At 32.9% G+C, this 20,184-nt stretch carries 13 protein-coding genes, 1 tRNA gene, 1 rRNA gene and 1 pseudogene; 3 read left to right on the forward strand and 13 right to left on the reverse strand.

Features of this window, described 5'->3' with window-relative positions; genetic code table 11:
- Positions 1–1,481 precede the first annotated feature (1,481 nt).
- Entirely contained in the window at positions 1,482–2,165 is a 684-nt protein-coding gene (locus G634_RS0113275; RefSeq protein ID WP_155830592.1) for a hypothetical protein, read from the reverse strand.
- A gap of 660 nt (positions 2,166–2,825) precedes the next feature.
- On the opposite strand from G634_RS0113275, the pseudogene G634_RS22170 reads away from it, so the two are divergent.
- Positions 2,826–3,301, forward strand: a pseudogene (locus G634_RS22170) (alpha/beta hydrolase).
- Here G634_RS22170 and surE read toward each other — a convergent pair.
- From surE to G634_RS0113315, 7 genes are all read right to left on the reverse strand, one after another.
- On the reverse strand, positions 3,298–4,059 hold the full coding sequence (gene surE, locus G634_RS0113285; protein ID WP_081676629.1) for a 5'/3'-nucleotidase SurE: 762 nt from the start codon (positions 4,057–4,059) through the stop codon (positions 3,298–3,300). The pseudogene G634_RS22170 and the gene surE sit on opposite strands and share 4 nt — an antisense overlap.
- Positions 4,019–4,327 carry a hypothetical protein gene (locus G634_RS0113290; protein WP_026505698.1) on the reverse strand — a complete coding sequence of 103 codons (309 nt, stop codon included), beginning with the start codon at positions 4,325–4,327 and terminating at the stop codon, positions 4,019–4,021. The genes surE and G634_RS0113290 overlap by 41 nt, the downstream gene beginning before the upstream one ends.
- A gap of 109 nt (positions 4,328–4,436) precedes the next feature.
- Positions 4,437–5,990 carry an ABC-F family ATP-binding cassette domain-containing protein gene (locus G634_RS0113295; protein ID WP_026505699.1) on the reverse strand — a complete coding sequence of 518 codons (1,554 nt, stop codon included), beginning with the start codon at positions 5,988–5,990 and terminating at the stop codon, positions 4,437–4,439.
- Between the two features lie 141 nt (positions 5,991–6,131).
- Positions 6,132–7,316 (reverse strand): MFS transporter, encoded by a 1,185-nt coding sequence (locus tag G634_RS0113300; protein WP_026505700.1) that lies wholly within the window; start codon positions 7,314–7,316, stop codon positions 6,132–6,134.
- A gap of 110 nt (positions 7,317–7,426) precedes the next feature.
- Complete coding sequence (mtnA, locus tag G634_RS0113305) at positions 7,427–8,542, reverse strand: S-methyl-5-thioribose-1-phosphate isomerase (protein ID WP_026505701.1); 1,116 nt, start codon at positions 8,540–8,542, stop codon at positions 7,427–7,429.
- Positions 8,514–9,785: an S-methyl-5-thioribose kinase gene (mtnK, locus tag G634_RS19260; protein ID WP_051233996.1), complete on the reverse strand. Its 1,272-nt coding sequence runs from the start codon at positions 9,783–9,785 to the stop codon at positions 8,514–8,516. The genes mtnA and mtnK overlap by 29 nt, the downstream gene beginning before the upstream one ends.
- A gap of 27 nt (positions 9,786–9,812) precedes the next feature.
- On the reverse strand, positions 9,813–11,660 hold the full coding sequence (locus tag G634_RS0113315) for a hypothetical protein (protein WP_026505702.1): 1,848 nt from the start codon (positions 11,658–11,660) through the stop codon (positions 9,813–9,815).
- A 104-nt stretch (positions 11,661–11,764) separates the two neighbouring features.
- On the opposite strand from G634_RS0113315, the gene G634_RS0113320 reads away from it, so the two are divergent.
- Complete coding sequence (locus G634_RS0113320) at positions 11,765–14,971, forward strand: TIR domain-containing protein (RefSeq protein ID WP_026505703.1); 3,207 nt, start codon at positions 11,765–11,767, stop codon at positions 14,969–14,971.
- Between the two features lie 120 nt (positions 14,972–15,091).
- On the opposite strand, the gene G634_RS0113325 is transcribed toward G634_RS0113320, so the two are convergent.
- The 3 genes from G634_RS0113325 to G634_RS0113335 all read right to left on the reverse strand — a co-directional run bounded on the left by G634_RS0113325 (position 15,092) and on the right by G634_RS0113335 (position 18,624).
- A complete protein-coding gene (locus G634_RS0113325) occupies positions 15,092–15,469 on the reverse strand; it encodes a desulfoferrodoxin family protein (protein WP_026505704.1) in 378 nt (125 codons plus the stop codon).
- Positions 15,470–15,790: 321 nt separating this feature from the next.
- On the reverse strand, positions 15,791–17,170 hold the full coding sequence (locus tag G634_RS0113330; RefSeq protein WP_026505705.1) for an NAD(P)/FAD-dependent oxidoreductase: 1,380 nt from the start codon (positions 17,168–17,170) through the stop codon (positions 15,791–15,793).
- A 167-nt stretch (positions 17,171–17,337) separates the two neighbouring features.
- Positions 17,338–18,624: an InlB B-repeat-containing protein gene (locus G634_RS0113335; protein WP_026505706.1), complete on the reverse strand. Its 1,287-nt coding sequence runs from the start codon at positions 18,622–18,624 to the stop codon at positions 17,338–17,340.
- A gap of 281 nt (positions 18,625–18,905) precedes the next feature.
- Here G634_RS0113335 and G634_RS19265 point away from each other — a divergent pair, with 281 nt between their 5' ends.
- Complete coding sequence (locus tag G634_RS19265; protein ID WP_035800096.1) at positions 18,906–19,583, forward strand: helix-turn-helix domain-containing protein; 678 nt, start codon at positions 18,906–18,908, stop codon at positions 19,581–19,583.
- 190 nt (positions 19,584–19,773) lie between these two features.
- Here G634_RS19265 and G634_RS0113345 read toward each other — a convergent pair.
- Both G634_RS0113345 and G634_RS0113350 read right to left on the reverse strand, forming a co-directional pair.
- Positions 19,774–19,846 (reverse strand) — tRNA-Val (locus G634_RS0113345).
- A gap of 73 nt (positions 19,847–19,919) precedes the next feature.
- A 23S ribosomal RNA gene (locus tag G634_RS0113350) occupies positions 19,920–20,184 on the reverse strand; the annotation flags it as partial.

A 20,184-nucleotide genomic window follows, 5' to 3' on the forward strand; every position in this document is an offset into this window, starting at 1 on the left:
GTTAGGTTTTGTTCTCTGAATTTCTTTTGTTTCAATTTAATTGAAACGCTGGAATTTTCAGGGTTGCATTACTATTTAATTGTCAAAGTTCTTTAGTTTGTTGTGACTGTTTTGCTCGCCGCAACGTGTTATATCTTAACTCGTATTGGTTTATTTGTCAACAACTTTTTTGATTTATTTGAAAAAATGTTATTTTTGAAATTTTATATGTTTCAAAAACATCTTCTTTCATTTTAATCATTTGCCTCCACTATTTCTACAAAATCAATTCATTCGAGGATGATTATATTTTGTTTCCGCTCGCAGCGACGTTTAATAGAATACCTCTATACGCTCCTAAAGTCAACATATATTTATGAACGTTTTTTTGACAAGCAAACAGATTATTATTCGCTTCTTTCTCTCGTTTTCTTTCTTCATGGTCAATATTTTTTGACTTTAGAAGTCATTGCCGATAATGTCTGCTCTTTCATTGTTTTCGACCTTTTTATTTCTATCATATGTTTAAACTGTTGTTTTTTATTTCTTGTCCAGAAATTATCATTCCATGCTGTTGACCGAATTGGTTTTTTGTCTAATTAGCACACTCGGCTCGGCACTATTTTTAATCAAACTGTTATTATTTAGCTATCTTTAACCCTCACAATGACTTTCCTTGCCTTAAAAATCCTCTAATTTGCAAATTAGATACACAACAATTTAACTAGTACATTTTATCGACAGTTTTTAAAAAAATAACTTAGAGAATACTCTTGCGCATTTACACCACAGCTAATAGATATCTTATTTTTTGACCATTGTAGTCTAGAATTCTTTTTTGTTTCTGAAAGAAATAGAGCTTTATACGAAAGATAAGGAGCAAAATAAGCATATAACACTATATTTTGTATCAAAAGATAAATAGAACAAAACATTATGATTTTCAATTATTATTTGTTTTAAAACGTAAGTAAAGTCAAATAATACAATATGAGGAGATAATTACGCAACTTAACGAGTTAATTACGCATATTTTTCTTCACATAAAAGAACAACAATAATAATCATCATTACAAGTACTGCTTATAGCTTTCATAATTTATCTTTATGCACTAAAGTCTCATCTCTTCATGCGTAAGATTCTCCACCAAAACAAAGTGTTTGCGTATCAAACTCCCCCTCTTTCGTATTATGCTCTACATGTTTCGTAAATTACTCCACCAATTTGATTTTAAATGTAGTTTATTTTGTAATGATACATATTTGCATAGGTTATTGTTTTCATCAGGAAAATCAAGAACCGTACCAGACTATAATTTGTCGTTAAGAGAAATTTTGTCCTGCGAAGCAGGATTCTTGCTGATGATTATCCTAAATCTCGCATTTACTGCGAGTTTAGTGAGAACAAAAGTCAAGCGGCAAACTGGTCCAAGGCGAAGCCTTTTTAAATGGCCAGTTTGCACAGTTTCTTAAACAACGTCATGAAAATCTCTATATATCACCTAATTGCGTGGTTTCATATTCTCTTGTCTTTTTATTGCTTCATTCATAATCTTCTGAACCCTTTCATCTATTTTAGGTGTAGAATAATTTCTGTTTCTTTCCAAAGATTCAGATATCGTTTTCCATCGCTTTGAGGCATTATCATATTCATGTTTTTTTCTATCTTTAATGGAAAAATATGAAAATAGAATCATAATTATAGCTAACACCAGCTTTATAAAACCGATTCTTTTCGTTATGTCTGATTTTTTTATATACCCAGGATATTCATTATAAGAACGGCTTTTCAACACTTTTATCTCATCATCTTTTGCATTATCATGATATTTGCTTTTAGTATCAATAAGCTCATTCGATATAGCTTTATTCTCCTTTATGTCAGATGAAATATCCAAACTGTTCATTCTATACGCATCTGTAAAGACACTTATATTATCATGATTTTCCGTATTACCATCATTTCTATTATCAAGCATATCTTGTTTTTCAAACTCTTCTTTACCTTTTATATGCTCTTCAAAAACATTTTCTCTTAAGACATTATTCAATTTATTTTGAGAGGATTGTAACAAAGTATCTTGATAATCTGTATTAGACAAGCTAAACTCTAATGCTTCTCCACAATTTGGACACAAAACGTGCCATGATTCAACTTCTAGTCCACATTTTTTACATTTACTCATTCTATACACGTATAATCCAATTATCAGTTGATGATTGGATTTTTTCCTTTCTCCCAGGTTCTACTGGGTAATTCAATATCTATCTGATATATTTATTAAGGCGCTGTGGATCTGTGTCTATTTTTTTACAGCTTTGACTGGTACGAGGTGACTCAGACCACAGCTTTTCGTCTATTACTGTTAATCAGTTTGTTAACGCTTTGACGTTTCTATTTACGTGATTACACAGCCGGATTCTCTGTGGAAGACAACAGCGCCACCTCATAAACAATAATATCCTTATTTTATCAAAATTTAAGAAACTATAAAGACAGATTTTCGTTTCCGCACTAAACTTTGTGCTATTATAGATGTTATAGACTTTTTTACTATGAGGTTATAAATATGACATTTAAAAATAAACTTTTCAAAAAAATTCGCAACTTTGCGCTTATACTACTTATTCTATTAAGCGTATTAGCTATTGTTTTCCGTATCTACTCCTTGAACTATTATCATGCTGATCAAAATACAATTAACAGCATAACTCGCCAAGGTGGTGTTACAATATCCCGCTTAGATAATGATACTCTTGCTTTTATTCCTAGTGGAATAAAAACCTCAATCGGAATTATTTTCTATCCAGGCGGCAAGGTCGAATATACAGCATATGAGGCTTTCATGTATGAAATTGCTCAAAAAGGAATATTGTGTATTCTACCTCGAATGCCTGAAAACCTTGCCTTCTTGGCAGTTGATAAAGCTGATGGGCTCGCGGATTTTTTTCCAGATATCCATAGTTGGTATTTGGCCGGACATTCACTAGGAGGTGTTGCAGCTGGAGAATACTTAAAAAATAATTATGATAAATATAAAGGACTGATACTATGCGCATCATACACTACTTCAGACCTTTCAGATACCGGCTTAAAAATTTTGTCCATTTATGGTTCGCACGATAACATTCTAAATATGGATAATTACAAAAAAGCCTTCCTAATCTTGGCACAAACTACTGTGAAAAGATTATAGAAGGCGGATGTCATTCATATTTTGGAAGTTATTCACTTCAAAATGGAGATGGTAATCCAACAATTACAAATGAAAAACAAATGAAAGAGGCAGCAACAATTATTTCCGAATGGATTAATAACTAGTCACACATAACACTGCATTTCACTTTTCCAACAGATACATATTTATCTAAAACAGCTCGCAAGTCAGTTCCTTGCTCTGCAATATCTTTTGACTGAGGGATGCCTTTTTCAAATATCTTTAGACATCCTTCATCATTTTTATCTTCACCATAAGAATCAAGATAATATTGAACTTTTGCTACTTTTCTATCGTATAAAATTCCAGAACACTCTTCTAAAGTACATCCCGGAAAATTTACATTATACACACTATCATAACTTGGATTTTCTGCCAAAATCTTCTTCGTGATTTCCAGCATATATTTTCCCGAAACTTCGTACATATCACCCATCTCGTTTGAAAAAGCGATTGCAGGAACATGATTCATAACACTCTCAAAAGCAGCACTCACTGTTCCTGAATACGCTATATCAAAACCAGTATTAATTCCGTAGTTCATTCCAGAAAAAACATAATCAGGTTTAAGTTTTAAATAACTAAATGCGACTTTTACACAATCAGCCGGAGTTCCTCCTATACTGTAAGCCGTTACATTTTTTAATCCGTAATCCACTTTCTTTAAACAAAAAGGTGTTCTAAGTGTAATTCTTTGGGACATTGCGCTACACTGTGAATCAGGTGCCACAATTACAACTTCTCCCAATTTCACGGTCATTTCTGCAAGTTTTCTTAGTCCTACGGCATCAATACCATCATCATTAGTTAATAAGAATAGTCTATTTTTTCCCATCTTTTTCTTCTTCACTAGCTCCGGCATAATCCTCCATGAACTTTATGCCTTCAAGAGCAAGTTCATATATACTCCTCATTTCTCGTCCTTCAGGATTTGTACTATCACATTTGGTCATCATTGTAGAATAAAACTTTTTTGCTTTTTGAACAGTTGTTGCTGAAATAATGTGTCCATTGCAATATAAAGTTCCTGTTCCACGATCATATCTTGAGCCTTCATACTGAGTTGCTGCAAAATCTCCTGCACCCATAGCTGCAGCCAACTGTCCTATAAGATCATTTCTGTCTGCCATAATAACCTCCTGTTCGTAAAAGCTATTTTCGCCTACTCTTAATATATCGGCATTCAAAAAATATTTCTTTATATGCTACAACAGTGATGAAAACCATCTGTGATATAAATCAAATCTTAGTAGTCCATTTACTAGCATCCCAAATATCAGTTGCAATATCCTCATAAAATTCTTTTTCATGACATACCATAAGAATACTTCCTTGATAATCTAAAAGCGCTCTTTTTAATTCTTCTTTTGCATCAACATCAAGATGATTTGTAGGTTCATCAAGCACTAAAATATTAGAAGGTCTATTAATAAGTTTACATAACCTTACTTTTGCCTGCTCTCCTCCAGAAAGCACCTTAACCTTGCTCTCAATATGCTTGGATGTTAATCCGCATTTAGCAAGTGCACTTCTAACCTCATAATTTGAAAAGTTAGGAAATTCTTTCCAAATTTCCTCCATACAGGTAGTGTCAATATCTGGAGCAGTTTCCTGCTCAAAATATCCAATTTCAAGAAATGGATCTCTATCTACACTTCCGGAAATTGGCTTTATTATTCCCAAAAGACTCTTTAAAAGGGTTGATTTTCCAATTCCATTAGCCCCCGTAATTACAACTCTCTGTTTTCTTTCCATCACGATATTTAACTCACTAGAGAGAGGCTCATTATAGCCTATTACGAGATTTTTAGTTTCAAATAAAAATCTTCCAGGTGTTCGAGAAGTTTGAAAATGAAATTCCGGCTTAGGTTTCTCTGCAACTTTACTTATAAGTTCCATATTATCAAGTTTTTTTTGTCTAGACATTGCCATGTTTCTTGTTGCAACACGAGCTTTATTCCTGGCAACAAAATCTTTAAGATCAGCAATTTCTTTCTGTTGCTTTTCATAAGCAGCTTCCTGCTGTGCCTTCTGCATGGCATACACTTCCTGGAAATGATTATAATCGCCAACATATCTATTAAGATGGCAATTGTCCATATGATAAATAATATTAATTACACTATTTAAAAACGGAATATCATGAGAAATCAATACAAAAGCATTTTCGTAATCAAGCAAATATCTTTGAAGCCACGCGATATGCTCTGAATCCAAATAATTTGTAGGCTCATCTAAAAGAAGAATATCTGGCTTTGCTAAAAGCAGTTTTCCAAGTAATATCTTTGTTCTTTGTCCACCAGAAAGCTCTGTTACATCTCTATCCAAGCCAAGTTCAAGAAGTCCTAACGCTCTGGCAACTTCTTCAACCTTGGAATCTATCATATAAAAATCATGAACTGTAAGTAAATCTTGAATTGTTCCGAGTTCTTCCATTAACTCTTCCTGCTCTTGCTCGGAAGCCTCTCCAAGCTTGTCACAAATCTCATTCATTCTTTCTTCTATGGAAAAAAGATCATCAAATGCACTTCTTAAAACATCTCCAATTGTCATTCCCTTTTCCAGAACAGCATGCTGATCTAAGTAACCAACCTTGGCATTCTTAGCCCATTCAACTTTTCCCTCATCCGGATTGAGCTTATTAGTAATAACACTCATAAAAGTTGATTTGCCTTCTCCATTAGCACCTACTAATCCAATGTGTTCTCCTCTAAGCAGTCTGAATGACACATCGTCAAAAATCATTCGATCTCCAAAACCATGTGTAAGATGCTCGACATTTAAAATACTCATAAAATCCTCTATACCTTTTCTATTCTTTATCATAGCCAACATCATGTACTATACAAGATTTCACACAAAAAATCTATAGGTTATTGTTTTCATCATATTATGTTCTAATCGAAAAGGTACTTATAGGATATATTCAAATTATTAATGAATAGTGCTTTTTTTCACAACTAAAGACGCAAATACTGCGTCTATCAACATTAATATTCCAAGTATTATAAATGACCAACTAAATCCGACAGCCTGCTCCATATATCCAAATACTGCTGAAACCAGTGTCCCTCCTATTCCGGTTGCTACAGTAATTGCAGAAATAACCGTAGCTGTTTTTCCATTTGCAAAGTCATCCGCATAAGTAAGTACATTCGGATATACTGCTCCACAAAACATACCGAGGATAAATACCACTATAAACGTAGGTATTACTTGTCTCATTCCAGCTAATAAAAACAAAAACAATGCTGCACCAATACATGTAAATATAATCATTTTACTTCTGAATATGACAAAAATACCACATAGTATTCTTGAAGGAATCATTGCCATCCACAGTAAGGAAACTGCAATATAGCCTTTAGCTGAATTCATACTTTTTTGCATAAAACTTGTAAGGAAAAATCCTACTCCACTTTCTACTCCCACGTAGATAAACATAATCATGCATAGCAAAAAAACTCCATATACATATATACCAGTCTTTTTGCTTTTCTCTTCATTTGATAGGTTTTCTAAATTGTCCTTTTCTCTTTTTTCAACAATTTCTCTAACTGCAAAACTGGTTCTAAATAATAAAACTGTTAATATAGTAGATAAAACAACATCTGATGCAAAGAAAAACTTCCAACCTCCAAATTTTTCTATACAAAAACCTACTATTAGAGGCGCTATCAATGCACCTGTCGCATACATTGCTGTAATTAATCCCATCCTTTGGTGACTTGTTTTCGGATATGCATCTTGCATTTGTGCTATAGCCACATATTGAATTATACTGGTAGTAAATCCCATTATAAAAATCCCAACAGCAAATGGAATTGATGCAGTAGCTATCATTATTAATATCCCAGATATTGCTCTTATTGCAGTAAAAAGAACAAGCATTATCTTTTTTCCTGCTCTATCTGCTATTGATCCTAACAAAATTGGAGCTATCATTGTCGCAAAGAGTTCAACAGAAGCCATAACACCAGCGGCTCCACTGTCTAATTCATACGTTTCACTAATACTGTTAAGTGCAGCCTGGTAACCGCCGGTTTCAAAGCCATTCATGAATATAGACGCCAAAAGAAGCAGTGCCAGATTATTCTGTTTTAACCTTTTTCCAAACATAATATGACCTCACTTTTTACTAATATACTAGAATTCTATGTCTAAAGATAAATAAGTCATCAAAAGAATTCTATATTATATATTGTTTATCGGTCATATGCGTTCGTTATTTAAACAAGTCCAAGATTACTAAAGGATTTATCATATGGATATGAACACAATCCTCTTTCTGTAATAATTCCTGTAATTAATTTACTATCTGTTACATCAAATGCAGGATTAAAGGACGTATCAACATTTTCTGAAATCATAGGATGGTTATACCACATAGTTCTTATCTCATCATCTGATCTCATCTCTATAGGAATATCTTCTCCGCAAAGAGTATCTTTATCAATAGTCGAACTTGGAGCACATACATAGAATGGAATTTTGTAGTAATCAGCTATAATAGCAAGAGCACTCGTGCCTATCTTGTTAGCTGCATCTCCGTTAGCTGCTACTCTATCACATCCTACAAATATGATATCTATCGCTTTCTTTTTCATAAGAAGAGATGCCATATTATCACATTGTACAGATGTTTTTATTCCGGCGTGAGAAAGTTCAAAGGCAGTAAGTCTTGCTCCTTGAAGAAGCGGTCTTGTTTCATCACAAAACACACTAATATCATTTCTTTGCCATCCATTTTCTAATGCAATATACATTGGTGCTGTGGCTGTTCCATACTTAGCAGTAGCTAATGTTCCAGCATTACAATGTGTCAAAACATTTACAGTACCCTTTTCCTTTTTTATTTTCTCCAGCAATGAAAAACCGATTTTTCCTATATTTCTACTTATTTGAACATCTTCTTCGCGAATTTTCCATGCTTCCTCAAATAAAATATTTTTTATGGTACAAATATCTTTCTCTAGATTGGCCTTACAAACATTCTCCATTCTGTTAAGTGCCCAAAAAAGATTAACAGCAGTTGGTCTAGCACTTGCTAGATATTCTTTTATATTCAAGAATTCTTTATAAAACTCTTTTTGATCTGTAGTATTTATTTTTCCGGCACAGACAGCAAGTCCCATAGCTGCTGAAACTCCTATAGCCGGAGCTCCGCGTACTCGTAGTTTTTTTATTGCTTCCCAAATCTTCTCTTTAGTATCCAATTCAACTCTAAGTATTTCTGTCGGCAACAAAGTCTGGTCAATAATATCAATACTTTGTTTTTCTCTGCCCCACTTTACAGTGATTATATCATCTAAAAAATCATCTAAAGCTTTCTGTGAGCTGTCCATATATTCTTTCCTCTGACCTTAACAATGTTTTTGTAAAATCTGAACCTTTTCTATATGACTCATGATTCATGATAAAGGCTTTACCCGCTAAAACGCATGTACGTTCAGCGAATATTCTTGCATAATCATCATCTATAGACGTTAAATCTGCAACATTTGCAAGTCCTACAACTCGTCTATGAAGTTCAGTCCCGGCATATCCTGCAGTATCGCTTAGTATTCCCTCAAGATACTGTTCTTTAAACCCCTCAATTTTCGCCATTGGTTCTGTTACTTTGGAATCATATTCTTTATTAAACTTACTTATAAAAAGATCAATGCTATCTTCAATTACACTCAAGCACCAGTTACAGAATTCTTCTTCATCGTAAGCTCTTCCATTAACATAAGCAAAGATCATATTGGCTACAAGATTTCCTATATCATACCCCATTGGGCCAAATGTACCAAATTCACAATCAAAAACTTTTACACCATCATCTTTTATAAAAATAGATCCAGTATGTAAATCTCCATGAATAAGAGCTTGAGCTTCATTCATAAATTTAAACTTCAATTTAGCAACTTCTAAATGAAGTTGAGCATCTCTATACAACTCGTTTTCTATAAAATCTCTATTCAACGCAAACACGTTATTTCTATCTGCACCCAAATATGGTTCCATTAAAACAAGCTTTTCTGTAATATCATCTAAATCTGGTGTTATAAATCTTCTCGTCAATTCTTTTTTCTTTTTATGATCCATTACAACATCGCTTGTAAGTAGAAGTGTGTTAACAAGAAACGTAGAGATTTCATCAGCAAAATTTGGAAAAATCTCGTGTTTTAGCATAGCATCACGCATTACTTCATAATCGCTACAATCTTCCATTCCGCACGCATTCATTACTGTATCATAGAAAAACACATGAGGAACCATTCCCTTTACAAGTTTTTCTTCCAAAATCAGAATCTCTGACTCCTGCTTATTTCTATCAACATTTGCCTTTAAATCATCAGAAATTCTAGTTACAAAACCAGCCTGCTTGATATACAGTTTGTGTCCTTTTTCATCAGTCACTCTGCAAACATGATTAAGATTTCCATGTTCCTTTGGAATTCTTGCCGTCATTGTAGCAACATCCCAATCTATCTTATTTTTGCCCTCACTTGTCTTAAGCAGAGTATATTCGATTACATTTTTCTGCGTTAATTCTGGATTTCCTTCATCAATCATCAAAAAATACTTAGAAAAATCAGCCATACTCGTACCTTCCTTTATGAAATCACATTAATTGTTCTTATCATTCATTACTTCATAGACATTATTATAGTCATAACTTTTCAAGATTCCTTTTTTCTTCTGTGGTAAATCATCAAGTTTATCCCACGATACTATGCAACTATGTCTCCTTTCCTCTACTCTTTTTGTTATATTATTCTCGTATTCTTTCTTTGTAATTTCTTCCTTTGGAAGCTTTATCCAACCGTGCGCTATATGAAATGCACACCATCTTCTATGTTCATACTTCGCCAGTCTCCAATATACTTCTTCCTTCTCTTTCTCTGATAAATCATCAATATTTCCTACAATTTCTTTTTTGTTAATCGAATCCCATACAGCTGCACGATTTGATTCTTGCCTAAATATTCCTAATTCTTTCCAATCCTTTCCCTTCATAGGAATTTTACTATTATAGGAGAAATTAACCTCCTCAGCTTTTGTATCCTGTACTCTTTCAATTAACTCTGCGAATGAAAACTGCATTCTATTTGCTTCAACAAAGCAAACTTTAGGTTCTTTTCCTAATAGTATTTTAGCTCCTGTTGAATCTTCCCACAAAAAAACTATTATTTGAGGAAGCTTATCTCCTGCAGACTTTCTTCTATATTCTCTAATAACTCGCATTGCCAGATTAAGATTCTCATCTGTTGATGGAGTGGCTATAAGAACCTGATCTGGTATACTTTCTGAGTTTTCTGGTGATATCATATTAACCCATGAAGTATCATCTTCTTTTTTTTCAACAAATAGTATTCTATTCTGTTCTGCCAAAAACGGAACATCTTGCTTAAATCTTGTTTCATTTAATTCAGCATTACTAGATATCACAATACTTTCAAAAGCCCAACATTGTAAATCGTCATTAAAATCCTTCATGAAAAATCCAGTATTTTCAAATGTTTGTAGTATAAATTCTTCAACTATATCGTCAAAACCCACTGTAAACAACTTAAATGGTCTATCCGATACATATACATGCTTCTTCTCATCTTCATGCATAACATTTTTATTCTTTAAAATTGACACAGGTAAGTTATCACCTATAAAATTTCTAACAAGTAGTTTTTCCCTTGAAACTGGATATAAATCAAGATTGTCGAAATGCAAATCTTCAAATCTTAAAAGATCGTTGGATAAAAGAGCTGTAACATGCAGTCGGCTTGAAATATCATTTATATTCTTTTTTGAAATATCGTCTAATTTCTGAAGTAGTTCAATAGTACGACTCCACCTATCAGGAAGAATAACTATCGAATAATCTTTCTTTTTTTTGAAATGAAACATCTGCAAAACTGTAATAGTAAGAGCACCATCTATTGTCTGTGCAGCTGCCTTTTCTGCTGCTTCAGAATCTTCCGTTTCTGCCGAATCTGCAATACCATCAAGATCACTATCTAGCATCGGTACATATAATATTGGAAGTCTTTTATTATTCCTCCTAATATCCTCTGCCAGATTTTGACAATCAAAGCTATTTCCAATAAGAACTATGACTTTTTTTGATAACAACATTTTAAATGTTACTTTAGTACGAAGAATTGTTCTATGAAAAAGAAGATATATTATACTTCCAATTGCACACAAACTTGATGAAAACGAAACAAGAATCTGATCCCAAGAAAGCCATCCTAAATCATCTTGAAAGGTCATCGCCATTGGAACCTCATACATACTTAGCATTGTAGTATGGAGAGAAATATTCTCTCCCAAATCTGCATGACGAATTAAAAACATAACAAAACAGAATATATAATTGAAGCCAATAATATAAATAAAATTATATCTTTTTTCATCCTTTTTCTTTAAAAACAGCATCAAAAAAACTGTAAATAACAAATAAATGATAAAAAACATAAAAATCCCCCATTCAAAAAATCTCCTATTCCATGATACCATATTTTATACTATGATATTAGAAGATTTTAAAACAATAAAACAATTATGAATGGATAAAGAACATGAATATTCAACATTATAATGCATTTATTTCATATAAACATGCTCCTGCAGATATCAAAATTGCAAAAGAAATACAACATCAGCTAGAGCATTTTAAAATTCCACATTCAATTAGAAAAAGGACTGGAATCAAGAAAATAGAGCGAGTTTTTAGAGACCAAGAAGAACTTCCCTTGACAAGCAACCTAGGTGAAAACATCTCTATGGCACTTCGTAATTCGGATTACCTAATAGTAATATGCAGTACCTCTACTAAATTATCTACATGGGTTCCTAGAGAAATATCCGAATTTTTAAAAACACATTCTATTGATAAGGTTCTTACTGTTCTTGTAGATGGTGAACCTTCAGATGTTATTCCTCCTATTTTACAAAAAAGACTTGTTACCTATGTAAGTCCTCAAGGATTTCCATACTCTAGATACATACCTTTAGAGCCGCTGTCTTGTGATTATAGAGGCTCTATTCACCATGCCCGAAGACATGAACTTCCAAGACTTGTTGCTTCGCTTCTCAACTGTAGCTATGATGAAATTATACAAAGACAAAGAGGATACCGAATTAAGCGCAATACTATAATCCTATCAACTTGTGTCACTGCAATTACATGCGCTATGTGTTATCTATTATGGAGTAATGCACAAATTACACAACACCTTATTAATGCACAAATTGAAAAATCCAAATATCTGGCAAATGAATCTTCTGAGTCATTAAAAGATGAAGACAGAGCTACCGCAGTTCAGCTAGCTCTTGCTGCTCTTCCTTCCAACAAAAATAAAAATTTTCCTACTACTCCAGAAGCTCGTCTTGCACTTTCTAATGCGGTTAATGCATATAATACTCCAAGTATGAACAAAGTATATGCCACTTGGAGATTTGAAGCAGACAATAGAATAGAAGATTTTTTTTCTAATGAAACCGGAGAGTACATAATTGCTTATGATAACAAAAACGAAGTCTACGTTTGGAATTTTGCTACAAAAGATTTGCTTTATACAAAAAAATATCAAAATAATGATATAATTAGTCTTCATATATATGAGCAAAACAATATCCGGTCTTTTATTGTTGTATTACCTACAAAAATAGCTGCTTATTCATTAGAAGATGGAAAAGAATTATGGTATCTGGATAACAAAAGTGACTATTCAGGCATTTTTTCTGATGCATCAATCTCTAAAGATAAGAAATACATTGCCTGTTCGATTAATGACAATATTCTTTTACTAGACCCTACAACAGGAAAAATCAATAGTTCCTTCAGCATTGGAAAAGAGGCTAGTATAATAAACAAAATTACCTGGTCCGAAGACTCAAATAAGCTATGTTTTAAATTTTCAGTTAATCACTCTTTAAACTACAAGATTGGCTTCCTGGACATAAAACATGAATCTATTTCTAAAACGGAAAACGAATATTCTTATATTCCTTCTTTATCTTTTACCAAAGAAGGAAAGATTATTTTTATAGTATCAGGCAATGATATAAAAGATACCTCTAACATGAGTAGCTATAAACTTTACGATAGATCTATTCTCTATGATAGTATGTTCAAAGTTTATTGTATAAATGAAGATTGTTCAATAGCATGGAACAACGATCTTTCTTACGAGCAAGTAGATTATGCTGAAAATATCATTGTAACAACTATTAAAACTTCAAATTATAAAAAAAGTTTATCAACTGAAGTAAATAAACAACTTGCAAAATCTGAAATGACAGGGAATGTAATCTGTGTGACTTTTTCAAACAGAAGCTATCTTATTGATTCAATAAGCGGAATTTGTTTAAAAAACATAGAACTTCCATCTCCAGCTATACGTGCAGAGTTTCAAGATGAGTCCTATGGGTCTGCCTCAATAAACTATTATCTCTCAAATGGAGATTATGCAATGTCAAATTTCAAAACAGACCAAAATGCTTGGAAATTGACTTTTACTTCAACTTTTTGTGACAATATAAAGGCTGTAAAAAAAATAAAAAGTGGTGGAAAGTATAATAAAGGACATCTATTACTTCAAAATAGCTCTACTTACTTAATACTATATGAAAACAATAAATATGATAAAAATTTTGAACCTTTTAACCAAAAGTTTGAAAAATCAACTATTTTTCCAGATAGTCTAATATATAAGAATCGGCTTGCAATAATTAGTTCAGAAAATCAATTCTATATTTTTGATGCTAATACAGGACATGCTTTGTTCAAGAAAAAAATAGATCAATATTTAGATTACAAAATAATAGGAAATGTAAATCAAACATTATATTTGATTTACAAGGATGATGACGATGAATTATATCTTTACAGTATTGATGAAAAGTTTAATGAAAACAGAATTAAACTACCGAATGTAAGGGGGACTCTTCTTAATCCCCATTTTCAACTTCAAAATAATAAATTATGGCTATGTGGAAATGAGGATACATCCAACAATCTTTACTGTGTTAACTTAACTACATTGAAGACATCAGCATTTTTGTTGAATAATGAAAAAAAATATGATAATAGTGCATTGTCATTACGTACACCTTTTATGGTTTCTCCTGACGAAAAAAAAGCTGTAATCATCGAAAATGACGGAAGTATAAGCTTCTTTAATTTTGATACTTTAAAAGTAACTAATCACAAAGTAGATATATCAGATAATAAATATCCTAATGCATTCATTTCCTGGTCTAGTGATAGTTCAATGGTTGCAATAGGCGGCGACGACAAAGTAATTTCATATTCACAAGAAGAAAAGAAATTATATGAAGTACCTGTCTCACATAATTCAACCATTTCTCTTTGCCTTCACGGTGACAAACTACTTGTACTAAGCAAAGAATGCTCGCTAGAATGTCTTCTTGCAAAAGATGGTTCTCTAGTCGACAGCTATTATGTAATGTTATATTCAAGTACACGTGATGATAATAGAATTAATTGGACATTCACGAAAGCTAACACACTGTTTCTTTATGTTGATGGCATTATGAATGAAATTGATACTAACAATTATCATTTATTATCTTATAGTGAGCGAAGTATTGGTTACTGCAAGCAAAATGACCGTCTCTATAACTATTCATATGAATCAGAACCGGCCATTGGAAGTTTTCCTCATTACAATCTTAGCAATTTAATTGATATGGGAAAAGAAATGCTCGGAAGTCACACAGAACTAAGCGACAAACTAAAAGTTAGATATGGACTAAAATAAAACAATTCCTAAAAGGAAACCAAATAATTGTTTGATTTCCTTTTAGAGATTTCTTTTACTTAACGTACGATAACCACATTATTTTTTCTTAACTTATTCTCTTTTTAACTTTTATAAACATCATTTTTCAGCTTTCCAAAGTCCATGTAAATTACAATACTCATAAGCTGCAATGACTTCATCGCCTTTGGTTAGTGCAAATTCTGCAACAGGCTCGTCTCCAGGTTTAAGGTCTTTCTTTTGAATTCCTTGTCTAGTCTCTAAAATAATGAATTGAATATAATGATTATCCAACATTGGATGAGCTGCTTCACCCACTTCGACTTTAACCACATCTCCTTCGATAGTTATTACAGGAACATGTTTTTCATGCGCTCCATCTGTAGTATTGGCTTTAATTTCCTTCATTTCCTCACCACAACACTTTGGAGTACACGCTGTTTTCTCAGTCAGAAAACTAATAAAATTACCACAACCTTCACACTTGTAAAAAAACATGTTATTCTCTCCTTCCTGAAAACTTATAACTCCGTTACCTATATGAAACATAGTCTTACCACTTCAATAGTTTTTTACAAAAATCAAGAGAAAAAACTAAAATAACTAACAAAAACGTATATAAAAATCTACATGATTAAATATCACTAGTATCACATACATAGAGTATAACATGTTTTAGATTTTTTATATACGTTTTATTGTTAAATAATATCTTTTTTTACATTTGCTGTTTTGCTTATAAATATCAGCACATAACAACAGCTCTAATCAAATACTATTTGCTTTAGTATCAACCTATTCATTTACAAGTCTTCTTGATTATCTGTTTTTTTCAGCTATCTGACGAGCCACATATACACCACTTGCTGAAGCATGAGAAAGAGAATGAGTAACTCCGCTTCCATCTCCAATTACATACAGTCCTGGATACTCTGTTTCCAGATTCTCATTAACTGCAACTTCCATATTGTAGAACTTAACTTCTACACCATACAAAAGAGTATCATCATTTGCTGTACCAGGAGCAATTTTATCGAGAGCATAAATCATTTCTATGATACCATCTAATATTCGTTTAGGTAGAACAAGACTCAAATCTCCTGGAGTAGCCTTAAGAGTTGGTCTAACTGTACCTTCATCAATACGCTTCTGATTACTTCTGCGTCCTCTTTCTAAATCTCCAAAACGCTGTACAATTACGCCTCCACCTAACATATTTGAAAGTCGTGCAATACTCTCGCCATATTCATTACTGTTTTTAAAAGGTTCTGAAAAATGCTTACTTACTAAAAGTGCAAAATTAGTATTTTCGGTCTGAAGACTTTGATCTTCATAACTATGACCATTAACAGTTATAATACCATTAGTATTTTCATTAACTACAGCACCATGAGGATTCATACAAAAAGTTCTAACTTTATCTTCAAACTTCTGCGTTCTATAAACAATCTTACCCTCATACAAATCTTTAGTAATATCTTCAAAAACAACAGCTGGAAGTTCCACTCTTACACCAAGATCAACACGTGTTGCCATTGTTGGGATATTTAAATCATCGCAAACAGTTTGCATCCACTTACTTCCACTTCTTCCAACAGAAATGATGCAATATTTGCAACTTGCGCTACCATCCGCAAAGTCTACCTTATATCCATCCTCTGTTTTTTCAACCTTTTCAATAGGGGTTCTGAAAAAGAATTGAACATGATCTTTCATTTCATTATACATGTTCTGTAAAACAACATAGTTCTTATCAGTTCCCAAGTGACGAACGGAAGCGTCTAACAAGGTAAGCTTATTCTGAATGCACTTTTTTTTGAATTCAGATCCAGCTGTTGAATAGAGTTTTGTTCCTTCTCCCCCATGAGTCATGTTAATTTCATCAACATATTTCATAAGTTCAATTGCCTTATCACGACCAACATACTCGTACAAAGTTCCGCCAAAATCATTAGTAATATTATATTTACCATCAGAAAATGCGCCAGCTCCACCAAATCCGCTCATTATCGAACATGTAGGACATCCTATACAAGTTTTTACTTTTTCTCCATCAATTGGACATCTTCTCTTTTCTAATGGATTTCCGGATTCAAAAACCGCAACTTTTAAATCAGCATGCTGCTTCATAAGCTCATATGCTGAATAAATACCTCCAGGACCTGCCCCAATAATAATTACATCAAATTTATTATCCATATCTGTATTAGCTGTATAATTATTCTATACAGCACTCTCCTTCCACGATAATTCGAATAAAACATATAAAAATATATGAACTATTTCTATTATCCTCATTTAAACGGGATATTTACCGCAACGAGATATTCTATCATACAATAATATTTACGTCAAAATTTCAAATTTTACTTCCAAACTGATTTTAAGTGAACAATAGGAAGACTTGTGTGGTAAACCGTAAATGTTGATTTTCCATTAGCTATCAAATATGCGGTATCATTACTTATTGTTAAATCTTCAAGTTCCTGTGCTGCACTAAAATGCCATGTTCCTATATATTGACCCTGCAAATTAAAAACGCATACCCTTTGAAAGTTCATCCAATTATATGCATTAAAGTCTTCTGCAATAGCATATACATGAGAATCATCTACAGCTATACCCTGAATTGTATATCCTTTTTGATAGTATTGAGCAAGATTTACTTTATACAACTCATTAAAATTTGCGTCAAGAACACTAAGCATATATGCACTTGTAGCATTTTTTCCAAGAACATAAAATCTTCCATTTCTATAATCAGCAGCCCAAACATGAGAAAAATCGCTTACTTTATGTGTTGAAACCACATTAAAACTATCATCAACTTCCATCAAATCACATGGATATCCAGCAACCATTCCACATTCAGAAATATAAAAATGTCCATTATTCTCATTTCTACAAATACTATTTCCATGATCAAATTGTAGATTTCTTTTACTTTGAATAAGCTGGCCTGTCGCAAGGTTATATTTTGTCAAAAGAGTCTCATAATTTTTCATATTACCCTTTGTATAATCCTTATCATTCAAAACGGAAGCAGTAACAACATACTGCACACCATTTTGTGAGTAAACACAGGATCCCTGCGTACTTTTAAATGATTTGCCTTTTGTTGTAAAACCAGCACTAAATGATGAACTCGATTTCAAAGCAAGTTTTCCCGTTCTCAAATTGTTTACAACCGATCCAGGGGCATAAAATTTACCATCATTACCTTTCCATCCAACAAACGTCTTTCCTTCGTTCTGTCTTATAGCCCCAGAAATTGAAACCGGAATATCTCTATTAGCATATTGATTAAGACCGATTCCTCCATCCTGGTATTTTATTTCATACATAAGTGGCTCCCACATCGCATACATAGTAACATCTGTCTTCCCTTGTAAAGATGAGTTGTCAGGATAGTATGCGCCTGAACCATCAGAGAGTGTATTCCATCCTCGAAAAGTATAGCCTTTTTTAGTAAACTTGCAAGTACTTAGTTTTAACCCAGTATTATACGTATCATTTGCCATTTTTCCAAAACCACTATTATTATTATAAAAAACTGTATACTTTCCCTTCGCAGCTTCAGTTTTAAAACTTAACAAAATAGGTATGATTAACCCTGTGACAAAAACTTTTTTTACTAAACTCTTAATTTTCAAAACTACTATTCCTCTTTCATACTAAAAATTCTTCTGTCATCACCATAACCCTTTGTAATTCCTAATTTCTATAAAAAAATGAATTTCAAGAAAATTTTCAGAATTGCGAACTTGAAGATTACCCATATATAGTTTAAGACCAAAAAGCTTAATTATCAATTAAAACATCCAAATTTAATTTTCAGAATTAATTTGCGATATATAAATATATTGTTATAATATATTTATATATCAATTTATTTTTAAGTTTTATTTTTATTTTCTGTAAAGGAGAAATAATTATGTCAGAAGAAAAAAATACCAATTCTGAAGAAAAATTCATCCCCAAAACAACTAAGCATAAGGGAAGACCTCGTCAAAAAAATGTTGATCCTGAAGTTTTTGGCCGCAATCTTAAAGCCGCTCTTTTTACTGAACAAAAATCTCAGACAGAAATGGCTAAAAAAATGAAAATTAGTAGCGGCGCTGCGAATAACTGGTGTAGTGGAAAAAACGCTCCTGATATAAAAAAAATAACAGCCCTTAGTAAATGGCTTGGAATTAATAAGCAGCTTTTGATGGATGGATCTGTTGAAGATGTAATTGCTGCAGCCAAAGAAATGGCTCCTAATCCCTCTACTGTTACTGGAAAAAAACGTGGTCGTAAGCCTAAACTTACAGCAGTAATCTCTTCTGAAGAAAACTCCGTTTCTGACTCCGACAGAAAAAAGACTTCTGAAAAAGCTATTTTTTCTCCTAAAACAGCACCAACAGAAACCGATATTGTTGATTCAACATATTTTGAACAAAAGGATAGCAAACATAGTGTACCTGATATTCTAAAACTTCTTCCTACCAAATCAGGTTTTGATCTTGAAGCTTATAGTATTTGGATTACAGCTAAAGCTCTTGGACTTTGCAGTAATCATGCTGATTTTCAAGAACTATTAGAAGAAATTATAGAATTTGCAAAAAGATAAGCTTTTATTTCTTTTATATTGCCTATTTTCTTTTTCAACCAAAAAAGAGAAAGCAACTCATTATCATGCTAGATTGTCAACTAATCACTTCATGTACTTTTTAAGTTGCTTCCTCTTTTTTATTATAATTTTTTAAACATTACATTTTTAGAAATAAAAAACTGCCCTGCATCGCAGAACAGTAAAAAAGTGGGACCTACAGGGCTCGAACCTGTGACCCTCTGCTTGTAAGGCAGATGCTCTCCCAGCTGAGCTAAGATCCCACACTATATTGAAGAAAATCATTCCTTCAAAACCGAACACTGAATTACTAAACTAATCAATCTATTTCCTATCTTGGTTAAGTCCTCGACCTATTAGTACATGTCAGCTGAGTGAATCTCTTCACTTACACCTCATGCCTATCAACCTTGTACTCTTCAAGGGGTCTTACCCATTTCTGGGGGATATCTCATCTTGAGGGGGGCTTCACGCTTAGATGCCTTCAGCGTTTATCCCTGCCAGACTTGGCTACCCTGCCTTATGCGATTGGCTTCGCAGCAGATACACCAGCGGTCCGTCCATCCCGGTCCTCTCGTACTAAGGACAGCTCCTCTCAAAT

Origin of the sequence: Butyrivibrio sp. NC3005, assembly GCF_000424545.1 — a bacterium.
Lineage (GTDB): Bacteria > Bacillota > Clostridia > Lachnospirales > Lachnospiraceae > Butyrivibrio.

Bases quoted from the DNA above. Each gene is read 5' to 3' on its own strand.
- mtnK (WP_051233996.1), bottom strand. From the start codon at position 9,785: ATGGCTGATTTTTCTAAGTATTTTTTGATGATTGATGAAGGAAATCCA.
- G634_RS19265 (WP_035800096.1), top strand. From the start codon at position 18,906: ATGTCAGAAGAAAAAAATACCAATTCTGAAGAAAAATTCATCCCCAAA.
- G634_RS0113315 (WP_026505702.1), bottom strand. From the start codon at position 11,660: ATGTTTTTTATCATTTATTTGTTATTTACAGTTTTTTTGATGCTGTTT.
- G634_RS0113295 (WP_026505699.1), bottom strand. From the start codon at position 5,990: ATGAGTATTTTAAATGTCGAGCATCTTACACATGGTTTTGGAGATCGA.
- G634_RS0113325 (WP_026505704.1), bottom strand. From the start codon at position 15,469: ATGTTTTTTTACAAGTGTGAAGGTTGTGGTAATTTTATTAGTTTTCTG.
- surE (WP_081676629.1), bottom strand. From the start codon at position 4,059: ATGCCGGAGCTAGTGAAGAAGAAAAAGATGGGAAAAAATAGACTATTC.
- mtnA (WP_026505701.1), bottom strand. From the start codon at position 8,542: ATGGACAGCTCACAGAAAGCTTTAGATGATTTTTTAGATGATATAATC.
- G634_RS0113320 (WP_026505703.1), top strand. From the start codon at position 11,765: ATGAATATTCAACATTATAATGCATTTATTTCATATAAACATGCTCCT.
- G634_RS0113300 (WP_026505700.1), bottom strand. From the start codon at position 7,316: ATGTTTGGAAAAAGGTTAAAACAGAATAATCTGGCACTGCTTCTTTTG.
- G634_RS0113290 (WP_026505698.1), bottom strand. From the start codon at position 4,327: ATGGCAGACAGAAATGATCTTATAGGACAGTTGGCTGCAGCTATGGGT.
- G634_RS0113330 (WP_026505705.1), bottom strand. From the start codon at position 17,170: ATGGATAATAAATTTGATGTAATTATTATTGGGGCAGGTCCTGGAGGT.
- G634_RS0113275 (WP_155830592.1), bottom strand. From the start codon at position 2,165: ATGAGTAAATGTAAAAAATGTGGACTAGAAGTTGAATCATGGCACGTT.